Origin of the sequence: Serratia sp. CY74737, from assembly GCF_052166775.1 — a bacterium.
GTDB lineage: Bacteria > Pseudomonadota > Gammaproteobacteria > Enterobacterales > Enterobacteriaceae > Serratia > Serratia ureilytica.
The window spans coordinates 120,599-139,303 of record NZ_JBJNOF010000002.1 but is presented as its reverse complement, the minus strand read 5'-3'; the positions used below and the strand labels follow the sequence as shown (position 1 = coordinate 139,303).

General features: G+C 63.8%; 19 protein-coding genes. 13 read left to right on the top strand and 6 right to left on the bottom strand.

Annotated elements, in window-relative coordinates; all coding sequences use genetic code 11:
- Positions 1-28: 28 nt before the first annotated feature.
- Positions 29-2,095: a phenylacetic acid degradation bifunctional protein PaaZ gene (gene paaZ / locus ACJ8PE_RS02585; RefSeq protein WP_197795422.1), complete on the bottom strand. Its 2,067-nt coding sequence runs from the start codon at positions 2,093-2,095 to the stop codon at positions 29-31.
- A gap of 317 nt (positions 2,096-2,412) precedes the next feature.
- Between paaZ and paaA the strand changes: the two genes are divergently transcribed.
- From paaA to paaY, 13 genes are all read left to right on the top strand, one after another.
- Positions 2,413-3,351: a 1,2-phenylacetyl-CoA epoxidase subunit PaaA gene (paaA, locus tag ACJ8PE_RS02580; protein WP_042784922.1), complete on the top strand. Its 939-nt coding sequence runs from the start codon at positions 2,413-2,415 to the stop codon at positions 3,349-3,351.
- 21 nt (positions 3,352-3,372) lie between these two features.
- Positions 3,373-3,660 carry a 1,2-phenylacetyl-CoA epoxidase subunit PaaB gene (gene paaB / locus ACJ8PE_RS02575; RefSeq protein ID WP_004935173.1) on the top strand — a complete coding sequence of 96 codons (288 nt, stop codon included), beginning with the start codon at positions 3,373-3,375 and terminating at the stop codon, positions 3,658-3,660.
- A gap of 8 nt (positions 3,661-3,668) precedes the next feature.
- The gene (paaC, locus tag ACJ8PE_RS02570; RefSeq protein ID WP_089191964.1) at positions 3,669-4,427 is read left to right on the top strand and encodes a 1,2-phenylacetyl-CoA epoxidase subunit PaaC; all 759 of its coding nucleotides are present in this window, start codon (positions 3,669-3,671) and stop codon (positions 4,425-4,427) included.
- Between the two features lie 9 nt (positions 4,428-4,436).
- Positions 4,437-4,934 carry a 1,2-phenylacetyl-CoA epoxidase subunit PaaD gene (paaD, locus tag ACJ8PE_RS02565; RefSeq protein ID WP_033643609.1) on the top strand — a complete coding sequence of 166 codons (498 nt, stop codon included), beginning with the start codon at positions 4,437-4,439 and terminating at the stop codon, positions 4,932-4,934.
- Positions 4,935-4,947: 13 nt separating this feature from the next.
- Complete coding sequence (paaE, locus tag ACJ8PE_RS02560; RefSeq protein ID WP_033643610.1) at positions 4,948-6,006, top strand: 1,2-phenylacetyl-CoA epoxidase subunit PaaE; 1,059 nt, start codon at positions 4,948-4,950, stop codon at positions 6,004-6,006.
- 8 nt (positions 6,007-6,014) lie between these two features.
- Positions 6,015-6,788, top strand: a complete 774-nt coding sequence (paaF, locus tag ACJ8PE_RS02555; protein ID WP_164057881.1) for a 2,3-dehydroadipyl-CoA hydratase PaaF — start codon at positions 6,015-6,017, stop codon at positions 6,786-6,788.
- 3 nt (positions 6,789-6,791) lie between these two features.
- The gene (gene paaG / locus ACJ8PE_RS02550) at positions 6,792-7,583 is read left to right on the top strand and encodes a 2-(1,2-epoxy-1,2-dihydrophenyl)acetyl-CoA isomerase PaaG (RefSeq protein WP_197761236.1); all 792 of its coding nucleotides are present in this window, start codon (positions 6,792-6,794) and stop codon (positions 7,581-7,583) included.
- Between the two features lie 2 nt (positions 7,584-7,585).
- Complete coding sequence (locus tag ACJ8PE_RS02545) at positions 7,586-9,118, top strand: 3-hydroxyacyl-CoA dehydrogenase (RefSeq protein WP_197761234.1); 1,533 nt, start codon at positions 7,586-7,588, stop codon at positions 9,116-9,118.
- Positions 9,115-9,555 carry a hydroxyphenylacetyl-CoA thioesterase PaaI gene (gene paaI / locus ACJ8PE_RS02540; RefSeq protein ID WP_033650803.1) on the top strand — a complete coding sequence of 147 codons (441 nt, stop codon included), beginning with the start codon at positions 9,115-9,117 and terminating at the stop codon, positions 9,553-9,555. The genes ACJ8PE_RS02545 and paaI overlap by 4 nt, the downstream gene beginning before the upstream one ends.
- Positions 9,552-10,757: a 3-oxoadipyl-CoA thiolase gene (gene pcaF, locus ACJ8PE_RS02535; protein ID WP_099786175.1), complete on the top strand. Its 1,206-nt coding sequence runs from the start codon at positions 9,552-9,554 to the stop codon at positions 10,755-10,757. The genes paaI and pcaF overlap by 4 nt, the downstream gene beginning before the upstream one ends.
- 15 nt (positions 10,758-10,772) lie before the next feature.
- A complete protein-coding gene (paaK, locus tag ACJ8PE_RS02530; RefSeq protein WP_016927188.1) occupies positions 10,773-12,080 on the top strand; it encodes a phenylacetate--CoA ligase PaaK in 1,308 nt (435 codons plus the stop codon).
- 79 nt (positions 12,081-12,159) lie between these two features.
- Positions 12,160-13,098, top strand: a complete 939-nt coding sequence (gene paaX / locus ACJ8PE_RS02525) for a phenylacetic acid degradation operon negative regulatory protein PaaX (protein ID WP_197793334.1) — start codon at positions 12,160-12,162, stop codon at positions 13,096-13,098.
- 12 nt (positions 13,099-13,110) lie between these two features.
- Entirely contained in the window at positions 13,111-13,707 is a 597-nt protein-coding gene (paaY, locus tag ACJ8PE_RS02520; RefSeq protein WP_197761229.1) for a phenylacetic acid degradation protein PaaY, read from the top strand.
- Positions 13,708-13,743: 36 nt separating this feature from the next.
- Here paaY and ACJ8PE_RS02515 read toward each other — a convergent pair whose 3' ends face one another.
- From ACJ8PE_RS02515 to ACJ8PE_RS02495, 5 genes are all read right to left on the bottom strand, one after another.
- Entirely contained in the window at positions 13,744-15,141 is a 1,398-nt protein-coding gene (locus ACJ8PE_RS02515; protein WP_197761227.1) for an amino acid permease, read from the bottom strand.
- A 20-nt stretch (positions 15,142-15,161) separates the two neighbouring features.
- Positions 15,162-16,349 (bottom strand): amino acid aminotransferase, encoded by a 1,188-nt coding sequence (locus ACJ8PE_RS02510; RefSeq protein WP_197793335.1) that lies wholly within the window; start codon positions 16,347-16,349, stop codon positions 15,162-15,164.
- A 58-nt stretch (positions 16,350-16,407) separates the two neighbouring features.
- Complete coding sequence (locus tag ACJ8PE_RS02505; protein WP_033643621.1) at positions 16,408-16,779, bottom strand: RidA family protein; 372 nt, start codon at positions 16,777-16,779, stop codon at positions 16,408-16,410.
- A gap of 1 nt (position 16,780) precedes the next feature.
- Positions 16,781-17,578 (bottom strand): alpha/beta hydrolase, encoded by a 798-nt coding sequence (locus tag ACJ8PE_RS02500; RefSeq protein ID WP_197793336.1) that lies wholly within the window; start codon positions 17,576-17,578, stop codon positions 16,781-16,783.
- 147 nt (positions 17,579-17,725) lie between these two features.
- Entirely contained in the window at positions 17,726-18,637 is a 912-nt protein-coding gene (locus ACJ8PE_RS02495) for a LysR family transcriptional regulator (protein ID WP_033643624.1), read from the bottom strand.
- Between the last annotated feature and the right edge of the window lie 68 nt (positions 18,638-18,705).

Genomic DNA, 18,705 nt, shown 5'->3' with positions numbered 1-18,705 from the left:
CGGCAGCTCCGGCGGCGGCAAGCGCGCATCACGCCTCGAAGTCCCCCTGTTGGCGCGCCACCAACGTCAGGATGCTGTACAGCGCCACCGGCTGCTGTTCCTGATTCAATACTTGCACATCCCACACCACCACGCCGTGCGGCCGATCTTCGGCGGTTTTCTGCGGCTTGCGGATCTTCTTCTTGCAGGTCAACCGCACCTGAATGGTGTCGCCGATCTTCACCGGTTCGATAAAGCGCAGATTCTCCATGCCGTAGTTGGCGATCACCGGCCCGACGGCGGCATCGACAAACAGCCCGGCCGCGGCGGACACCACAAAGTAACCGTGCGCCACCCGCTCGCCGAACAGCGAATCGGCGGCGCCGATCTTGTCCATATGCGCGTAGAAATGATCGCCGCTCAGGCAGGCGAAGTTGACGATATCCGCTTCGGTCACGGTGCGGCGCGCGGTCAACAGGCTGTCGCCCAGCTGCAGCTGCTCGAAGTATTTCCGGAACGGATGTACCGGGTGCTCGGCGACCGGCGCGCCGCGCACCCATTCACCGCCGATGGCCGCCAGCATTGCCGGGCTGCCCTGGATCGCCGTGCGCTGCATATAGTGCTTCACCGCGCGCAGTCCACCCAGCTCTTCCCCGCCGCCGGCACGCCCCGGGCCACCGTGCACCAGCATCGGCAGCGGCGACCCGTGGCCGGTGGACTCCGCCGCCGCCTGTTCATTCAGAATCAACATGCGGCCGTGGGCGCAGGCCGCCGCGCGAATGAAGCGCTTTGCCAGCGCCGGGTCGGCGGTCACCAGCGAGCCCGCCAGGCTGCCTTGCCCCAGCAACGCCAGCGCGATCGCCTGCTCGGTATCCGCATACGGCATCAGCGTCGCCACCGGGCCAAAGGCCTCGGTGCCGTGCACCGCCTGATGGGTGAACGGATCGGCGCAATACAGCAAGGTCGGCGGATAAAACGCCCCGCCGCGCGCGCCGTCGCCCAGGATTTCCAGCTTATCCAGCGACGCGCCGCACAGCGGTTCGCAGCCGTTGCGCAGCAGGAACTCCACCTTGCTTTGCACATCATCACGCTGCTCGTGGCTGACCAACGCCCCCATGCGCACCTGCTCCAGCTGCGGGTCGCCCACCGTCACCCCAGCCAGGCGCTGCAACAAGGCCTGACGCACCGCAACCACCTGCGCCGCCGGCACGATGATGCGGCGGATCGCCGTGCATTTCTGCCCCGCCTTGGCGGTCATTTCACGGCACACCTCTTTGATAAACAGCGCAAACTCCGGCATCTCCGGCGTTACGTCTTCCGCCAGCACGCAGCAGTTGAGCGAATCCGCCTCCATGGTGAAGGCGATCGATTTCTCCAACAGCCGCGGGTGCGCGCGCAGCCGCTGCCCGGTCTGCGCCGAACCGGTGAACGTCACCGCATCCTGATAATCCAGGTGCGCAAACATGTCGCCGACGCCACCGCATACCAACTGCAGCGCCCCTTCCGGCACCAGCCCGCTGTCGACGATCAGCCTGACCATCGCCTGCGTCAGCTGCGCGGTGGCGGTGGCCGGCTTGATGATGGCCGGCATGCCCGCCAGCCAGGTCGGCGCCAGTTTTTCCAGCATGCCCCAGCAAGGGAAGTTGAAGGCGTTGATATGCAGCGCCACGCCCGGGCGCGAGGTCAATACGTGGCGAGCGGCGAACTGCGCCTGTTTCGACAACGGGATCAGCTCATCCTCCGGCCACAGGGTATCATCCGGCAGATCGCGGCCGGCCATGCCGGCATAGGCGAACAGCGTGGCGATGCCGCCTTCGATATCGACCCAGCCGTCGCTGCGCGTCGCCCCGGTTTGATAGGAAATCTGATACAGCGCCTCTTTGTGCGCCAGCAGGTGTTTCGCCACCGCTTTCAGCATCTGGGCGCGCTGCTGGAACGTCATTTGCGCCAGCGCCGGCCCCCCGTGGCGGCGGGCATAGCTCAGGCTCGCCGCTAACGGCAGGCCGTCGGAGCAGACCTGGTACAGCGCCTCGCCGGTCACGGCGTGGCGGATCTCGCGGCTCTCTCCCTGCCCATACACCCAGGCGCCAGAAAGATAACTGTGTAACTGCTGCATGTGCCCTCCAAAATTCATAAATTTTCACCCTACAGCTTAATTACGTATCACATAAATGCCAGTTTACGCCAAACCAAATTTTAACATAAAGAAAACAAAAGGCGCTTTCAGGGCATTTGACCTGCTATAAACAAGGAATCAATCACTTTATTTATCAAATAAAATCAACAAAATAACAAAACACCTTGTGAGTAACCTCGCAAAACCACATGAATCTCGTTTGATCTTTTTGTTATCAGTTTGTAGCCTTATGGTTAGTTAAAGTGATTCACATTTTTATATTCAATGTGAAAAATACGAATCACCAAGAGGCGAGCATGACAACTGAAGCACAGTATCAGCAGCATTTCGACGCCAAGATCGCGGCGGATATCGCTATCGAAGCCAAAGACTGGATGCCGGACGCCTACCGTCAGAACCTGATTCGGCAGATTGGCCAACACGCCCATTCGGAAGTCATCGGCATGCTGCCGGAAGCCAACTGGTTGACGCGCGCCCCCACGCTGCGCCGCAAAGCGGTGCTGCTGGCCAAAGTGCAGGATGAGGCCGGCCACGGCCTGTACCTCTACAGCGCTGCCGAAACCCTCGGCTGTTCGCGCCAGGACATCTACCAAAAGATGCTCGACGGCAAAATGAAGTACTCCTCGATCTTCAATTACCCCACGCTCAACTGGGCGGATATCGGCGTGATTGGCTGGCTGGTCGACGGCGCCGCCATCGTCAACCAGGTGGCGCTGTGCCGCGCGTCCTTCGGCCCCTACGCGCGGGCGATGGTGAAAATCTGCAAAGAGGAAAGCTTCCACCAGCGCCAGGGCTACGAAGCGGTGATGGCGATGGCCCACGGCAGCGATGCGCAGCGCGCGATGTTGCAGGACGCCATCGATCGCTTCTGGTGGCCGGTGCTGATGATGTTCGGCCCGAGCGACGCCGACTCCCCTCACAGCGCCCAGAGCATGGCCTGGAAAATCAAACGCCACAGCAACGATGAACTGCGGCAAAAGTTCGTCGACAACACCGTGCCGCAACTTGAGGCGCTGGGCATGACGGCGCCGGACCCGAGTCTTACCTGGGACGAGGCCGCCGGCCACTATCGCTTCGGCGAGATCGACTGGAGCGAACTGCATGAAGTGATCAAAGGACGCGGCCAATGCAACCACGAACGCCTGCAGGCCAAACGCCGCGCCTGGGAAGACGGCGCCTGGGTACGCGACGGCGCCATGGCCCACGCCGCGAAAAACGCCGCTTCCGCCGCATAGCCAACATAAGGAACCGAGATCATGAGCCACGTTGAATGGCCGCTGTATGAAGTGTTTATCCGCAGCAAACAAGGGTTGGCGCATCGCCACGTCGGCAGCCTGCACGCCGCAGACGACCAAATGGCGCTGGAAAACGCCCGCGACGCCTACACGCGCCGCAACGAAGGCTGCTCGATCTGGGTGGTGCAATCGCGCCATCTGATCGCCTCGCAGCCGGAAGATCGCGGCGCGTTCTTCGATCCGTCCGAAGACAAGATCTACCGTCATCCGACGTTTTACACCATTCCCGACGGCATCAAGAACATGTAGAGGCGACCATGACGGTTAACGATCCGCGCATCAGCTATTTGCTCCGCCAGGGCGACACGCCTTTGATCCTCGCCCAGCGCCTGTGCGCCTGGTGCGGCCACGCGCCCGAGCTGGAAATCGATCTGGCGTTGGCCAACATCGGTCTCGATCTGCTCGGCCAGGCGCGCCACTTCCTGGGCTACGCCGCCGAACTGGCCGGCCCGCCCTGCAGCGAAGACAGCCTGGCCTTCGGCCGTGACGAGCGCCAGTTCCATAACCTGCTGCTGGCGGAACAGCCGAACGGCGGTTTCAACGACACGTTGGTGCGCCAGTTCCTGCTCGACGCCTACCACGTGCAGCTGCACCAGGCGCTAAGCCGCAGCCGCGATGCGCAGATCGCCGCCATCGCCGCCAAATCGTTGAAGGAAGCCGATTACCACCTGCGTTTCAGCCGCGGCTGGATGATCCGCCTCGGTGACGGCAACGATATCAGCCACCGCAAGATCCAACAGTCGCTGGATAACCTGTGGCGTTTCACCGCCGAACTGTTCCATGCCGACGCGCTGGAGCTGACGTTGGCGGAACAAGGCATCGCCGTCGATCCGCGCGAGCTGCAGGCCCCCTGGCAGGCGCTGGTGGCGGAGACGCTGCGCCAGGCGACGTTGGCGCTGCCTGCCGAGCAGGCGTTCCGTCACGGCGGCAAGCAAGGTCAGCACAGCGAACACCTCGGCCCGCTGCTGGCGGAGATGCAGTTCCTGCAGCGCGCCTATCCAAACAGTCAGTGGTAGGAGGCCGCGATGAACGTCACTCGTTTGCAACCCGCCGAAATCCCGCAGATTTGGCACTGCCTGCAGCAGATCAGCGATCCCGAACTGCCGGTGCTGTCGATCACCGATTTGGGCATGGTGCGCGACGTGGTGCGCGACGGCAGCGGCTGGCGCGTGACCTTCACCCCAACCTATTCCGGCTGCCCGGCCACCGAATTTTTGCTCAACGCCATCGAGCAGCGGCTGACGGCCGCCGGCTTCAGCCCGGTGCGGGTGGACATTCGCCTCAGCCCGGCCTGGACCACCGACTGGATGAACGCCGACGCCCGCGAGCGGCTGCGGCAATACGGCGTAGCACCCCCGCAGGGCCACACCTGCGATCGGCCGCACGCCCACGGCCCGGTCGCCTGCCCGCGCTGCGGCAGCACCCACAGCGAGAAGATCAGCGAGTTCGGCTCCACCGCCTGTAAAGCGCTGTACCGCTGCTGCGACTGCCGGGAACCGTTCGACTACTTCAAATGCATATAGGAGCGCTGACACCATGACGGTCTTTCATCGCCTGAACGTCGCCGCCATCGAGCGCGAAACGCCGGACGCCGTAGCCATCACACTGCGGGTGCCCGAAGAGCTGCAAAACCAATACCGCTACACCCCCGGCCAGCACCTGACGCTCAAAGCGCGGGTCAACGGCGAAGAGCTGCGGCGTTGCTATTCCATCTGCAGTTCACCGCAGGAAGGCCTGCTGCAGATCGGCGTAAAAGCGATTGATCAGGGCCGTTTCTCCGGCTTCGTCAACCGTATGCTGAAAGTCGGCGATGCGCTGGAAGTGATGGTGCCGCAGGGGCGCTTCGGCTATCAGCCGCAGGCGGAACGCCGCGGCAATTACCTGGCGATCGCCGCCGGCTCCGGCATCACGCCGATGCTGTCGATCATCAAAGCGACGCTGCAGCTCGAACCGGGCAGCAGTTTTACCCTGATCTACGGCAACCGCAACAGCCGTTCGATGATGTTCAAAGAAGCGCTGTCGGATCTGAAAAACCGCTACCCGCAGCGTTTTCAGCCGCTGTACCTGTTCAGCCAGGAGAGCCTCGACAGCCCGCTGCTCAGCGGCCGCATCGATCGTGAACGCCTGACGGCGATCGGCGGCGCGCTGCTGGATTTCCGCGACTATGACCACGCCTTCATCTGCGGGCCGGAATCGATGATGGACGACGCGCAGACCGTGCTGGAACAGGCCGGCGTCCCGGCCAACCACATCCACAGCGAACGTTTCAACACCAGCGGCCTGGTCGCCCGACCGCGCCACAGCGGCGATCGCAACGCCGCCAGGGTGACAATCCTGCTCGACGGCCGCCGGTTGGATATCGAGCTCGGCGAACAGGACGATAGCATTCTCGACGCCGCGCTGCGCCAGGGTGCCGACCTGCCCTACGCCTGCAAAGGCGGCGTATGCGCCACCTGCAAATGCCGTCTGAAGGCTGGCCAGGTCGAGATGGGTGTCAACTACAGCCTGGAGCCGGATCAGTTGGCGGCGGGCTATGTATTGAGCTGCCAGTCGTGGCCGAAAGGCGACGGCGTGGTATTGGACTTCGACGTCTAGGAGCCGCGATGGATACCCCCTTTATTTTGCGCCAGCAGCAGCACCGCGTGGTCACGCTGACGCTGCACCGCCCGGAGGCGCGCAACGCCCTGAGCACCCCTTGCCTGGAACAGCTGGTGTTTCTGCTGGAGCAGGCCGATGCCGACAGCGGCGTGGGCGCCGTGGTGATCGCCGGCGCGGCGCGTTTCTTCGCCGCCGGGGCCGATCTGCACGAGCTGCAACGGCAGGATCTGCCGGCCGCGCTGGCGGATCGCCGTCCGCAGCTGTGGCAGCGGCTGGCGCAGTTCAGCAAGCCGCTGCTGGCGGCGGTGAACGGCTATGCCCTGGGCGCCGGCTGCGAGTTGGCGCTGGCCTGCGACATCGTTATCGGCGGCGAAAGCGCCCGCTTCGGCCTGCCGGAGATCACCCTCGGCCTGATGCCGGGGGCCGGAGGCACCCAGCGCCTGATCCGCTGCGTCGGCAAGTCGCGCGCCAGCCAGATGGTGCTGACCGGCGAAGCCATCGACGCCCGCACCGCGCTGCAGGCTGGCCTTATCAGCGAAGTGTGCGTCGATGCCCTGACGCTGGAGCGCACGCAGCAGATTGCCGATCGCATCAGCCGTCAGGCGCCGCTGGCGCTGCGCGCCGCCAAGCAAGCGCTGAAACAGGCCGAGGAAACCGGCCTTAGCCAGGGGCTGGCGATGGAGCGTCAGCAGTTCGTCACCCTGGCCGCCACCGACGATCGCCGCGAAGGCATCGCCGCCTTTTTCGAAAAACGTACGCCAAACTATCAGGGGCGCTGATTTATGGATAACGCATTGATTCTCAGTCATCTCAACGCCGGCGTGTTGACGCTGACCCTCAACCGGCCGGATCGGCTCAACAGCTTTAACGACGAGATGCATCGCCAACTGAGCGAAGCGCTGACGCAAGCCGAACGCGACGACAACGTGCGCTGCCTGCTGATCGCCGGCGCCGGCCGCGGTTTCTGCGCCGGGCAGGATCTCAACGATCGCAACGTCAGCGCCGATCAACAGGCGCCGGACCTCGGCCTGTCGGTCGAACGTTTCTACAACCCCCTGATCCGTCGCCTGACCGCCCTGCCCAAACCGGTGGTGTGCGCGGTCAACGGCGTGGCGGCCGGCGCCGGCGCCGCGCTGGCTCTGGCGTGCGACATCGTCATCGCCGCCGACAACGCCGGCTTTATTCAGTCGTTCTGCCGCCTGGGGCTGGTGCCGGATTCCGGCGGCAGCTGGTTCCTGCCGCGGCTGGCCGGCCACGCCCGCGCGATGGGCATGGCCATGCTGGGCGACAAAATCAGCGCCCAACAGGCGCTGGAGTGGGGCATGATCTGGCAGGTGGTGCCGGCGGATGAATTGGCCGACCGCACGCAAACGCTGGCGCGCCATCTGGCCACCCAGCCGACTTACGGTCTGGGGCTAATCAAGAAAGCCATCTACAGCTCGGCCACCAACAGCCTCGATCAACAACTCGATCTGGAGCGCGATCTGCAGCGATTGGGCGGCCGCAGCGACGACTACCGCGAAGGCGTCAGCGCGTTCTTCGCCAAACGCACGCCAAACTTCAGCGGGAAATAGCCATGAACGCGCCCCTTCTTAACGGCCAGGTGGCGGTGATCGGCGCCGGCACCATGGGCATCGGCATTGCGCAGGTGGCCGCCGCCGCCGGTCACCCGGTGCGGCTGTTCGATATCGCCCCCGCCGCCGCCCAGCGCGCGATCGACGAACTCGCTCGCCGCCTGCGGCAGCGGGTCGACGGCGGCAAGGCCGACGCAAACGCCACCGAGGCGCTGCTGGCGCGTCTCGAACGCGCCGATTCGCTCGAGCAACTGGCCGACAGCGCGCTGGTGATTGAAGCGGTGGCGGAAAATCTGGCGATCAAGCAGAGCCTGTTCCGCGATCTGGAAGCGATCTGCTCGCCCACGGCGCTGTTCGCCAGCAATACTTCCTCGCTGTCGATCACCGCCATCGCCGGCGCCTTGCAACACCCGCAGCGCATGGCCGGGCTGCACTTCTTCAACCCGGCGCCGCTGATGAAGCTGGTGGAGATCGTCAGCGGTCTGGAGACCGGGGCCGAGACCCTCGCCGCGCTGCAAGCCCTGGCGCAGCGCTGGGGTAAGCAGAGCGTCGTGTGTCGTTCGACGCCGGGATTCATCGTCAACCGCGTGGCACGGCCGTTCTACGCCGAAACCTTGCGCGCACTGGAGGAACGGGTGGCCGACGCCGCCACCCTGGATGCGGTAATGCGCGACGCCGGCGGTTTCGCCATGGGCCCGCTGCAGTTGACCGATCTGATCGGCCAGGACGTCAATTACGCCGTGACCGACTCGGTGTATCAGGCCTTCTACCAGGATCCGCGCTTCACCCCCTCGCTGGTGCAGCAGGAGCTGGTGGCCGCCGGGCGCCTTGGCCGCAAATCCGGCCGCGGCTTCTACCGCTACGACGCGCAACGCCCCACCGCAGAGATGATCGCCTTTGCGCCACCGGTGCAGGCCGCGCTGCCGCAGCGCGTTACGCTGCACGGCGACTGGTCTTCGCTGGCCGATTTGGCGCAGCTGTTAAGCGAAAATGCGGGGGCGATCAAACAACCTGGCCAGACCAGCCCGCACGTCACGATCGACGACGTTACACTGATGTTAACCAATGGTAAAACCGCCGTCCAACTGGCCGACGAACGTGGAACGCCCGTGGTGCTGTTCGATCTCTGTGCCGACTATGCGCATGCCTCTGCCATCGCCATCAGCTGCGCGGCGCAAAACGGCGCGCAACACAATGCCAAAGCGATCCGTCTGCTGCAGTCCCTCGGCAAACGCGTCATCCCGTTGCCGGATTACCCCGGCCTGCTGACGATGCGCACCCTGGCCATGCTGGCCAACGAAGCGCTCGACGTGGTGAACAAAGGCGTCGCCGGCGCCGAGGATACCGATCTGGCGATGCTGCGCGGCGTCAACTATCCGCGCGGCCCGCTCGCCTGGGGCGCCGCACTCGGCTGGCGCCACATCCTGACGACGCTGGAAAACCTGCAACGCTATTACGGCGAGGCCCGCTATCGCCCGATGCCGCTGCTGCGCCGCTACGCTTCCCCCGCCGCTTTCCCAGGAGCCGAACAATGAACGCCAATACGCCGCGCGCGCTGGCTCAGCGCTGCGCCGAACAGATGTTCCAGCAAGATACCTGCGCTCAGGCGATGGGGATGCACATCGATGCCGTCGACGTCGGGTACGCACAGGTCAGCATGACCGTCGGCCCGCAGATGCTCAATGGCCACCAGACTTGCCATGGCGGCCAGCTGTTCAGCCTGGCGGATACCGCCTTCGCCTACGCCTGCAACAGCCAGGGGCTGGCGGCGGTGGCTTCCGGCTGCAGCATCGACTTCGTCCGCCCGGCGCTGGCCGGCGATCGCCTCACCGCCAGCGCGCAGATGCGCCATCAGGGCAAAGCCACCGGGCTGTATGACGTCGAAATCGTCAATCAACAGGGCAAAACCGTCGCCTGGTTTCGCGGCCGCGCGCACCGCCTCGGCCACAGCATTTTAGGAGATCGGGCATGAATCAGGCATTTATCTGCGACGGCGTGCGCACCCCGATCGGCCGCTATGGCGGCGCGCTGGCCCAGGTGAGGGCCGACGATCTCGCCGCCCTGCCGCTGCGCATGCTGCTGGAGCGCCATCCCCAGGTGGATTGGGCACAGCTGGACGACGTGGTCCTCGGCTGCGCCAACCAGGCCGGGGAAGACAACCGCAACCTGGCGCGCATGGCGCTGCTGCTGGCCGGGCTGCCGGTCGGCGTTTCCGGCACCACGGTGAACCGCCTGTGCGGTTCGGGTCTGGACGCGCTGGCGATGGCGGCGCGCAGCATCAAAGCCGGCGACGCCGGGCTGATGCTGGCCGGCGGCGCGGAATCGATGACCCGAGCGCCGCTGGTGATGGGCAAGGCCGACAGCGCCTTCAGCCGCCAGGCGCAGCTGTACGACACCACCCTCGGCTGGCGCTTCGTCAACCCGCGCATGCAGGCCGAGTTCGGCACCGATTCGATGCCGGAGACCGCCGAAAACGTCGCGGCGCAGTTCAACATCAGCCGCGCCGATCAGGACGCCTTTGCGCTGCGCAGCCAGCAGCGCGCCGCCCGGGCGCAGGCGCTGGGATACCTGGCGCAGGAGATAGCGCCGGTCAGCCTCACCGGTAAAAAAGGCGCAGTCACCCTGTTCAGCCAGGATGAACACCCGCGCGCCGACACCACCTTCGATCAGCTGCAGGCGCTGAAAACCCCGTTCCGTCAACCCGGCAGCGTCACCGCCGGCAACGCCTCGGGGCTGAACGACGGCGCGGCGGCGCTGATCGTCGCCTCCGAAGCGATGGCGGCGCGCCAGGGCCTGACGCCGCGCGCGCGCATCCTTGCCACCGCCACCTGCGGCGTGGAGCCGCGGCTGATGGGCATCGGCCCGCTGCCGGCCACCCGCAAGGTGCTGGAGATCGCCGGGCTGAGCCTGGCGCAGATGGACGTCATCGAACTGAACGAAGCGTTCGCCGCCCAGGCGTTGGCGGTGATGCGCCAGCTTGGCCTGCCGGACGATGCCCCGCAGGTCAACCCCAACGGCGGCGCGATCGCTCTGGGGCACCCGCTGGGCATGAGCGGCGCGCGCCTGGCGCTGGCCGCCCTGTTTGAACTGGAACGGCGAGCCGGCCGCTACGCTCTGTGCACCATGTGCATCGGCGTGGGCCAAGGCATCGCCATGATCATTGAGCGTGTCTGACCCCTGAGGCTAACCATGACAATAAATCCACAGCCCCTCGAAACGATCGAATTCGCCTCGCGCGATGAGATTGAAGCGTTGCAGTTGGCGCGTTTGAAGTGGACGCTGCACCACGCCTACGACAATGTGCCGATGTACAAGCGCAAGTTCGATCAGGCGGGCGTACACCCCGACGATCTTAAGCAGCTGAGCGATCTGGCGCGCTTCCCCTACACCACCAAGCAGGATCTGCGCGACAACTACCCGTTCGACACCTTCGCGGTGCCGATGGAACAGGTGGTGCGCATCCACGCCTCCTCGGGCACCACCGGCCGCCCGACGGTGGTGGGCTACACCCAGCGCGACATCGATAACTGGGCCGATATCGTCGCCCGCTGCCTGCGCGCCGGCGGCGCCACCGCCAAAGACAAGGTGCACGTCGCCTACGGTTACGGCCTGTTTACCGGCGGCCTGGGGGCGCACTACGGCGCGGAGCGGCTCGGCGCCACGGTGATCCCGATGTCCGGCGGGCAGACGGAACGCCAGGCGCAGCTGATCCTCGATTTCAAACCCGACATCATCATGGTGACGCCGTCCTATTGTCTGACGCTGATCGATGAACTGGAGCGCAAAATGGGCGGCGACGCGCGCGGCTGCTCGCTGCGGCTCGGCGTGTTCGGCGCCGAACCCTGGACCGAGGCCCTGCGCCACGAAATCGAAACCCGCATGGGCATCAAAGCGCTGGATATTTACGGCCTGTCGGAGGTGATGGGGCCGGGCGTGGCGATGGAATGTCTGGAAAGCGGCGGCGGCCCCACCATTTGGGAAGACCACTTCCTGCCGGAGATCATCTGCCCGGAGACCGGCATCGCCCTGCCGGACGGCGAGCACGGCGAACTGGTGTTCACCACCCTGACCAAAGAGGCGCTGCCGGTGATCCGCTACCGCACCCGCGATCTTACCCGGCTGCTGCCGGGCGACGCGCGCCAGATGCGCCGCATGGGCAAGATCACCGGCCGCTCCGACGACATGCTGATCATCCGCGGCGTCAACGTCTTCCCGTCGCAGGTGGAAGAACAGATCATGCAGTTCGAGCAGCTGTCGCCGCACTATCAACTGCAGGTCAGCCGCAGCGGGCATCTGGACACGCTGGCGGTGCGCGTCGAGCTGAAAGAATCGGCGCTCAGCCTCAGCCATCAGCAACGTTGCGATATCTGCCACCAGCTGCGCCACCACATCAAATCGATCGTGGGCGTCAGCACCGACGTCAGCATCGCCAACTGCGGCGATATTCCGCGCTCGGAAGGCAAGGCGCAGCGCGTGGTCGATCTGCGGCCGCGCTGAGGCGTACGGCGTCACGGATGACGCCGCCCCAAATTAGGCGTAATGTTGTGGCTCATCGAAGGCTAACCCATGGAAAAATATGGAACATAAACTGGATGAGTTCATTCGCCATGCCGTCGACGCGCAGCCGATCAGCGGCACGTCGCTGATCATTTCGCTGTACGGCGACGCGCTCAGCCACCGCGGCGGCGAAGTGTGGCTCGGCAGCCTGAGCGCGCTGCTGGAGGCCTTCGGTTTCGGCGATCGCTTCGTGCGCACCTCGGTGTTCCGCCTGCAGAAAGAGGGGTGGCTGGCGGTGGAGAAAATCGGCCGCCGCAGCTTCTACCGCGTGACCGAGCAGGGAATGCGCCAGTTCCGCCACGCCGAATCGAAGATCTATCTGCGCGAGCAGCCCGCCTGGGACGGCAAATGGGAGCTGTTGCTGCTGGAATGCGCCGAAAAAAACGCGCGCGCGCGGCTGAAAAAAGAGCTGGGCTGGCTCGGGTTCGGGCAGATCGCCAACAACCTGATGGCCGCCCCCACCCATGCGCAAACCGACGTGACGGCGCTGCTCGGCGAATTGAACGCCAGCGAGCAGGTGATCTACTTCCGCGCCAATTACCCCTACAACCGCTCCGAGCAAACGCTGCAGAAACTGGTGGCCGACTGCTGGTCATTGAGCGAGGTGGCGGCCGGTTATCATGAGTTTATCGTCTCTTTCAGGCCGCTGATGGCGCTGCTGCGCGAAGTCGACCCGGCGGCGCTGACGCCGCTGCGCTGTTTCCAGATTAAGCTATTATTGATTCACTTCTTCCGTCGCGTGGTGTTGAAAGATCCGCTGCTGCCGGACGCGCTGTTGCCCGCCCAGTGGGAGGGCCAGATCGCCCGCAATCTGTGCATCAATCTCTATCAGCAGGTCGATCGCGCCGCGACGGAGTACGTCAGCGCGCTGGCGGAGACCACCATCGGCGCCCTGCCCGCGCCGGCCGCCGGCTACTATCGGCGCTTCGGCGGCCTGCCACGCGACCCTACATGTTAAGGAACTCACGCTATGCCTGTGTATCAGATTGACGGCCTGACGCCGGTCGTTGACCCCAGCAGTTACGTGCACCCGACGGCGGTGCTGATCGGCGACGTGATCGTCGGCAAACACGTGTATATCGGCCCGAACGCCAGCCTGCGCGGCGATTTTGGCCGCCTGGTGATCTGCGACGGCGCCAACATTCAGGACAACTGCGTGATGCACGGCTTCCCGCAGCAGGACACGGTGGTGGAAGAAGACGGCCATATCGGCCACGGCGCCATCCTGCACGGCTGCCGCATTCGCCGCAACGCGATGGTGGGCATGAACGCGGTGGTGATGGACGGTGCGGAGGTCGGCGAGAACACCATCGTCGGCGCGATGGCGTTCGTCAAAGCCGCGGCAGTGATCGAAGCCAATAAGCTGGTGGTCGGCAGCCCGGCGCGCGTGCTGCGCGATCTGACCGAACAGGAGCTGGCCTGGAAGATCGCCGGCACCCGCGAGTATCAGGATTTGGTGCAGCGCTGCAAATCCTCGCTGCACGAAGTGGCGCCGCTGACCGAAATCGAACCGGGCCGCCGGCGCCTGAGCTTCGGCGACCACCTGATCCCGAAAAGCCAGCTTTAGTCTCAGGGGCTGAAGGCGCGCCTCAGTCCCTTCTCATTACTCCACTTCCGGCGCCTTGAGTGGCGACGGCGCAACCGCGCGGCGGCTCTGGACGTGATAAGCCACCACCAGCAGCAAAGTGAACGGAATACCGAACCACAGCGTCATGCGGAAGAATTCGGTAAACGCCGTCGATATCATCAACGCCGCCATCAGCCCGGCGCCGAGCAAGGTGGTATAGGGAAAGCCCCACATGCGAAATTTCAGGTGGGTCTGCCGATGCCGGCGGCGGAAGAACAGGTGGGTGACGAAAATCATCAGCCAGGTAAAGCAGGCGCCATACACCGAGATAGACATCATGGCGGCGAACGAGGTGTCCGGCGCCACCAGGCTCAGCACGATAGACACCACGATACCGATGCACGACATCGCCAGCGCATTGACCGGAATGCCGCGCCGGCTGACGCGCCCCAACGCCGCCGGCGCCTGCCCGGCGCGCGACAGCGAGAACATCATGCGAGTGGTGATATACAGCTGGCTGTTCATTGCCGACAGCGCCGCCACCAGCACGATAAAGTTGAAAATACCGGCGGCGGCGGGCAGATGGATCACGTTCATCGCCATCAGGAACGGGCTTTCGCCGGTGCCGGACTGGCGCCAGGGCACGATGGCCAGCATCAGGGCGATCGACAGCATGTAGAAGATGAACAGCCGCACGATGGTGCCCTTGAACGCCGCCTTCACCGCAATCACCGGATTCTTCGCCTCGCCGGCGGCCACCGCGATCATTTCAATGCTCAGGTAGCTGAAGATGGACACGATCACCGCGAACCACATGCCCTTGACGCCAAACGGCATAAAGCCGCCGGCGGTCAGGTTGCGCAGGCCGTAGGCCGGGTTGCCCGAGAACGCCAGAATGCCGATGCCGATCAGAATAAACGCCACGATCGCCGTTACTTTGACGGTGGACAGCGCATATTCCACCTGGCCGAACGATTTCACGCCGATCACGTTAACGACGATCACCGCCGCCGAGAACAGCAGCACCCACGGCCAGGTCGGCATCGCCGGGAACCAGAACTGCATGTACATGCCGATGGCGGTGACTTCGGTGCCCACCGCCAGCACCACGCAAGACCAGTAAGAGTAACGCACCAGAAAACCGAACAGCGGGCCGAGGTAGAATTCGGCGTAGTCGCCGAACGAGCCGGGCGTCGGGTGTTCGGAGGTCATTTCCGCCAGGCTGCCCATCAGCAGCAGCGCAATGACGCCACCGATCAGGTAGCTCAGCAATACCGACGGCCCCGCCATCTGAATGGCGTAGGCGCTGCCGAGAAATAGCCCGGTGCCGATGGCGCCGCCGATCGCCAGCATCGACATCTGCCCGGCGGTAAGATGCTTGTTCAACCCGCCCTGGCGGCGGGCGATATGCTCAAAATCATTCATCTGTGGCATGGCTGGGCTCCCGAGCGGAGTTAGGCGGTGCGGGTGATGTCGAGAATGGCGGCGGTCACATAGTCAATGTTGCCGGGGTTAAGCCCCGGCAGACACATGCGGCCGGGCGAGACCAGATAGATGGCGTAGCGCTGCCGCAGGGTCTGCAGCTGCGCTTCATTCAGGCCGGTATAGCTGAACATGCCGCGCTGATCGCGTATGCGCCGGTGATCCAGCGAAGAGCCACCCTGCGCCAGCCCGGCGGCCAGCTGTTCACGCATTTGCTTGATGCGCGAGCGCATTTCCGCCAGCTCATTGCGCCAAAGCTCGCCAAGTTCGGCGTCGCCGAGCAGGGTTTCCACGATCTGGCTGCCGTGCGTCGGCGGGCAGGAGTAGCTGCGGCGGATCAGCGTTTTTAACGCCCCTTTGACGTTGGCGGCATTTTCCGCATCGGCGCAGCGCACCGATAGCGCGCCCAGACGCTGGCCGTACAGCGCGACGTTTTTGGAAAACGAATTGCAGACCAAAAACGGCAGATCGGTTTTCAGCGCTTCGCGCAATGCAAAGCAGTCCTCCTCCAGCCCGTCGCCGAAGCCCTGATAGGCGATATCGAACAACGGCAGCAGGCTGCGTCGCTGCAGCACGGCGAGCGTGGCGCGCCACTGCTCCGCCGTCAGATCGGTGCCGGTCGGGTTATGGCAACAAGGGTGCAGCAAGACCACGCTGCCGGGCGGCAGGCTGTCCAACGCGTCGAGCATGGCGGCGAAACGCAGGCCGCCCGCCGCTTCATCAAAGTAGGGATAGGTATTCACCCGCAGCCCGGCGCCTTCGAAAATCGCCCAGTGATTGGCCCAGGTAGGATCGGACACCCAGATTTCACCGCGCGCCAGAAAGTGGCGCAAAAAATCCGCCGCCAGCTTCAACGCACCGGAGCCGCCGACGGTCTGCACCGTGGCGATCTCGGCCGCCTGTTGCTCACCGAACAGCAGCGCCTGCACCTGGCGGGCGAACTGCGGCGAACCTTCGATCGGCGGATAACCGTGCGGGCGGCGCAGCGCCAGCAACCGCTGCTCGGCCGCCTCAACCGCCTGCATCAGCGGAATATTCCCCTGCCGATCGTAATACAGCCCAATGCCTAAATTCACTTTTTTCGGATTGGGATCCTGCAAATAGGCTTCCATCAGCGACATAATAGGATCGGCGGCGGAAGGTGCAATCTGTTTAAACATGACGCATCCTTAACTCGTTATTGAATTAATATGAAGACAGGCTTAAGGAGAAATTAAATCAGGCGATAGCGCTGACGGTAATTTCTATTTTCATTCCGGGTACCACCAATTTCTCGACGATAACCGTGGAGCGATTGGGATAAGGATAATTAAAGTATTTCCGGTAAATATCATCGAGCCATTTAACGTCGTTAACGTCGGTAAGATACACGATCACCTGCAGCACCTTATCGCTGTGGCTGCCCGCCGCCTTCAGCGTCTGCGCCAGGTTATCGAAGGTCAGCGCAATCTGTCGCTCCGGCGCGCCGGTGTCGATGCTGCCGTCCGCCCGCACCGGGCCGTGGGCGGTAAACAGCATGCCGCCGCCCCGGGTGGCCCAGGAAAAAGGCTGGCCGATATCCGGCAGCCCGGTCTCTACAATCTCGCGCATGTCAGTGGTTCCCGTGGTGGTCAAGTTGGCGAAGCAGCGCGCCGTCGGCGGCGAACAACGCATCCAGGATGGTGAAATGGTTGGCGCCTGGCACCGCGACCAGTTCAGCCGGCAGCCCGCGTTGGCGCAGCGCCGCATGATAGTGTTGCGACTGACCTCTCAGTTCCGGCAGCTCCAATGCGCCGTAATACAGCGTAAGCGGCTTGCCGCGCGTCGGCAGGCGGCGCGCCGGGCTGAGCGTTTCAATTTGCCGCGTGGTCAACTGCAGCGCCCGATTGACATAGCTTTGTTGCAGCGGCGCCAGCTCGAACAGGCCGCTGATGGGAAAGACGGCATCCACCAACGCATGCTGCTGCCAGAGCGCCGCCAGCTGCCCGCCGGCGGAATGGCCGCACAGATAAACCGGATGGGCGTAGTGCGGCGGCCGGCGGCGCTGAATGGCATCCAGCGCCATTCCGATCTGTCGGCATATTTCGTCGAGATCCACCGCCGGCGCGAGCGCATATTCCACCAACACCACGTCAAAACCCAACGCCAGCGGCCCGGCGGCGATAAAGGCGAAATCCGCCTTATCGCAAAATTGCCAATAGCCGCCGTGAATAAAAATTAACGTCCCCTGATGCTGCTTTGCAGAATAGAGCCAATCAAATGTTTCGCGTTCGCCGTTGCCATAAGCAATATTATTTTCATGGCGCGTCTGTTTATAAACAGCCGCGCTGCGGGTTTGAAATGAAGTCAAAATAGCCGCTTCATTATCCACCGTGGCGCCGTTGTCATAACTCCCCGCAAGTGGTTTCATATATTAAACTTCGTTTATTATTTAAGATGTGAATTAACTATTAGCACCGACAAAATTATTGTCAAGACGGGCGCATCAGCAATGCGCGCCCGGTAAAATAAAACCTGATGAATAATGAAAAAGTTTAACCCATGAAACTTGTTGCGTTTATTTCCCCCGCCCGTCCAGCTGAATTTGCGGCAAGGCGCTGAGCCGTTCAAATGCATAATCCCAAAAGGCGCGCACCTTCAGCGGCATGTGCTGCGCCTGCTGCGCCACCAGCTGTACCGGCATCGGCAACGGCTCATGATCCGTCAACAGCCGCACCAGCGTGCCGGCGGCCAAATCGTCCGCCACCTGATACGAGAGCAACCGGGCGACGCCCTTGCCGGCGCGCACCGCCAGCAATTGCGCTTCCACGTCGTTGAGCAACAGCCGGGGTGTCAATCGCACGCGCTCACCGTTTTCTTGCGGGCCGAAGCGCCATTCGCGCAGCGACGGCCGCTGGGTGCCGACGATGGTGGCGTGCTCCGCCAGCTGCGCCGGCGATCGCGGTTCACCGCAGCGCGCCAGGTAATCCGGGCTGGCGACCGTCACCCGGCTGACCTGCCCCAGCCGCCGCGCCACGCGTGAAGAGTCCTGCAGATGACCGATGCGCACCGCGATATCCAACCCTTCGTCAATCAGATCGAGATTGCGATCGTTCAATACCATTTCGATCTGCATCTGCGGGTAATCATCGAGAAATGCCATCACCACCGGCGCCACGTACCGGCGGCCGAACTGCACCGGCGAGGTAACACGCAGCAAGCCGCTCAGCTGCGCTTCGGCGGTATCCTGCACCACCGCCTGATAATCCTGCAGCAGCCGTTGCGCGCGCTCCAACAGCCGCGCACCCGCTTCGGTGGGCGCCAGCCGCCGGGTCGTGCGCTCCACCAATCGGGTGCCGAAACGCTGTTCCAGCGCGGCGATGGCCCGGGTGATCGCCGGCGCCGAACGCCGCAGTTTGCGCCCGGCCGCCGCCAGGCTGCCTTGCTGCACCACCGCCACGAAAATCGCCAACTCGTCTAACCGATCCATAGATTCTTCCGAAAAGTGAAATTATCAATTTCCACATTGCCGGATTTCGCTCGTTCAACGCAAGAGTA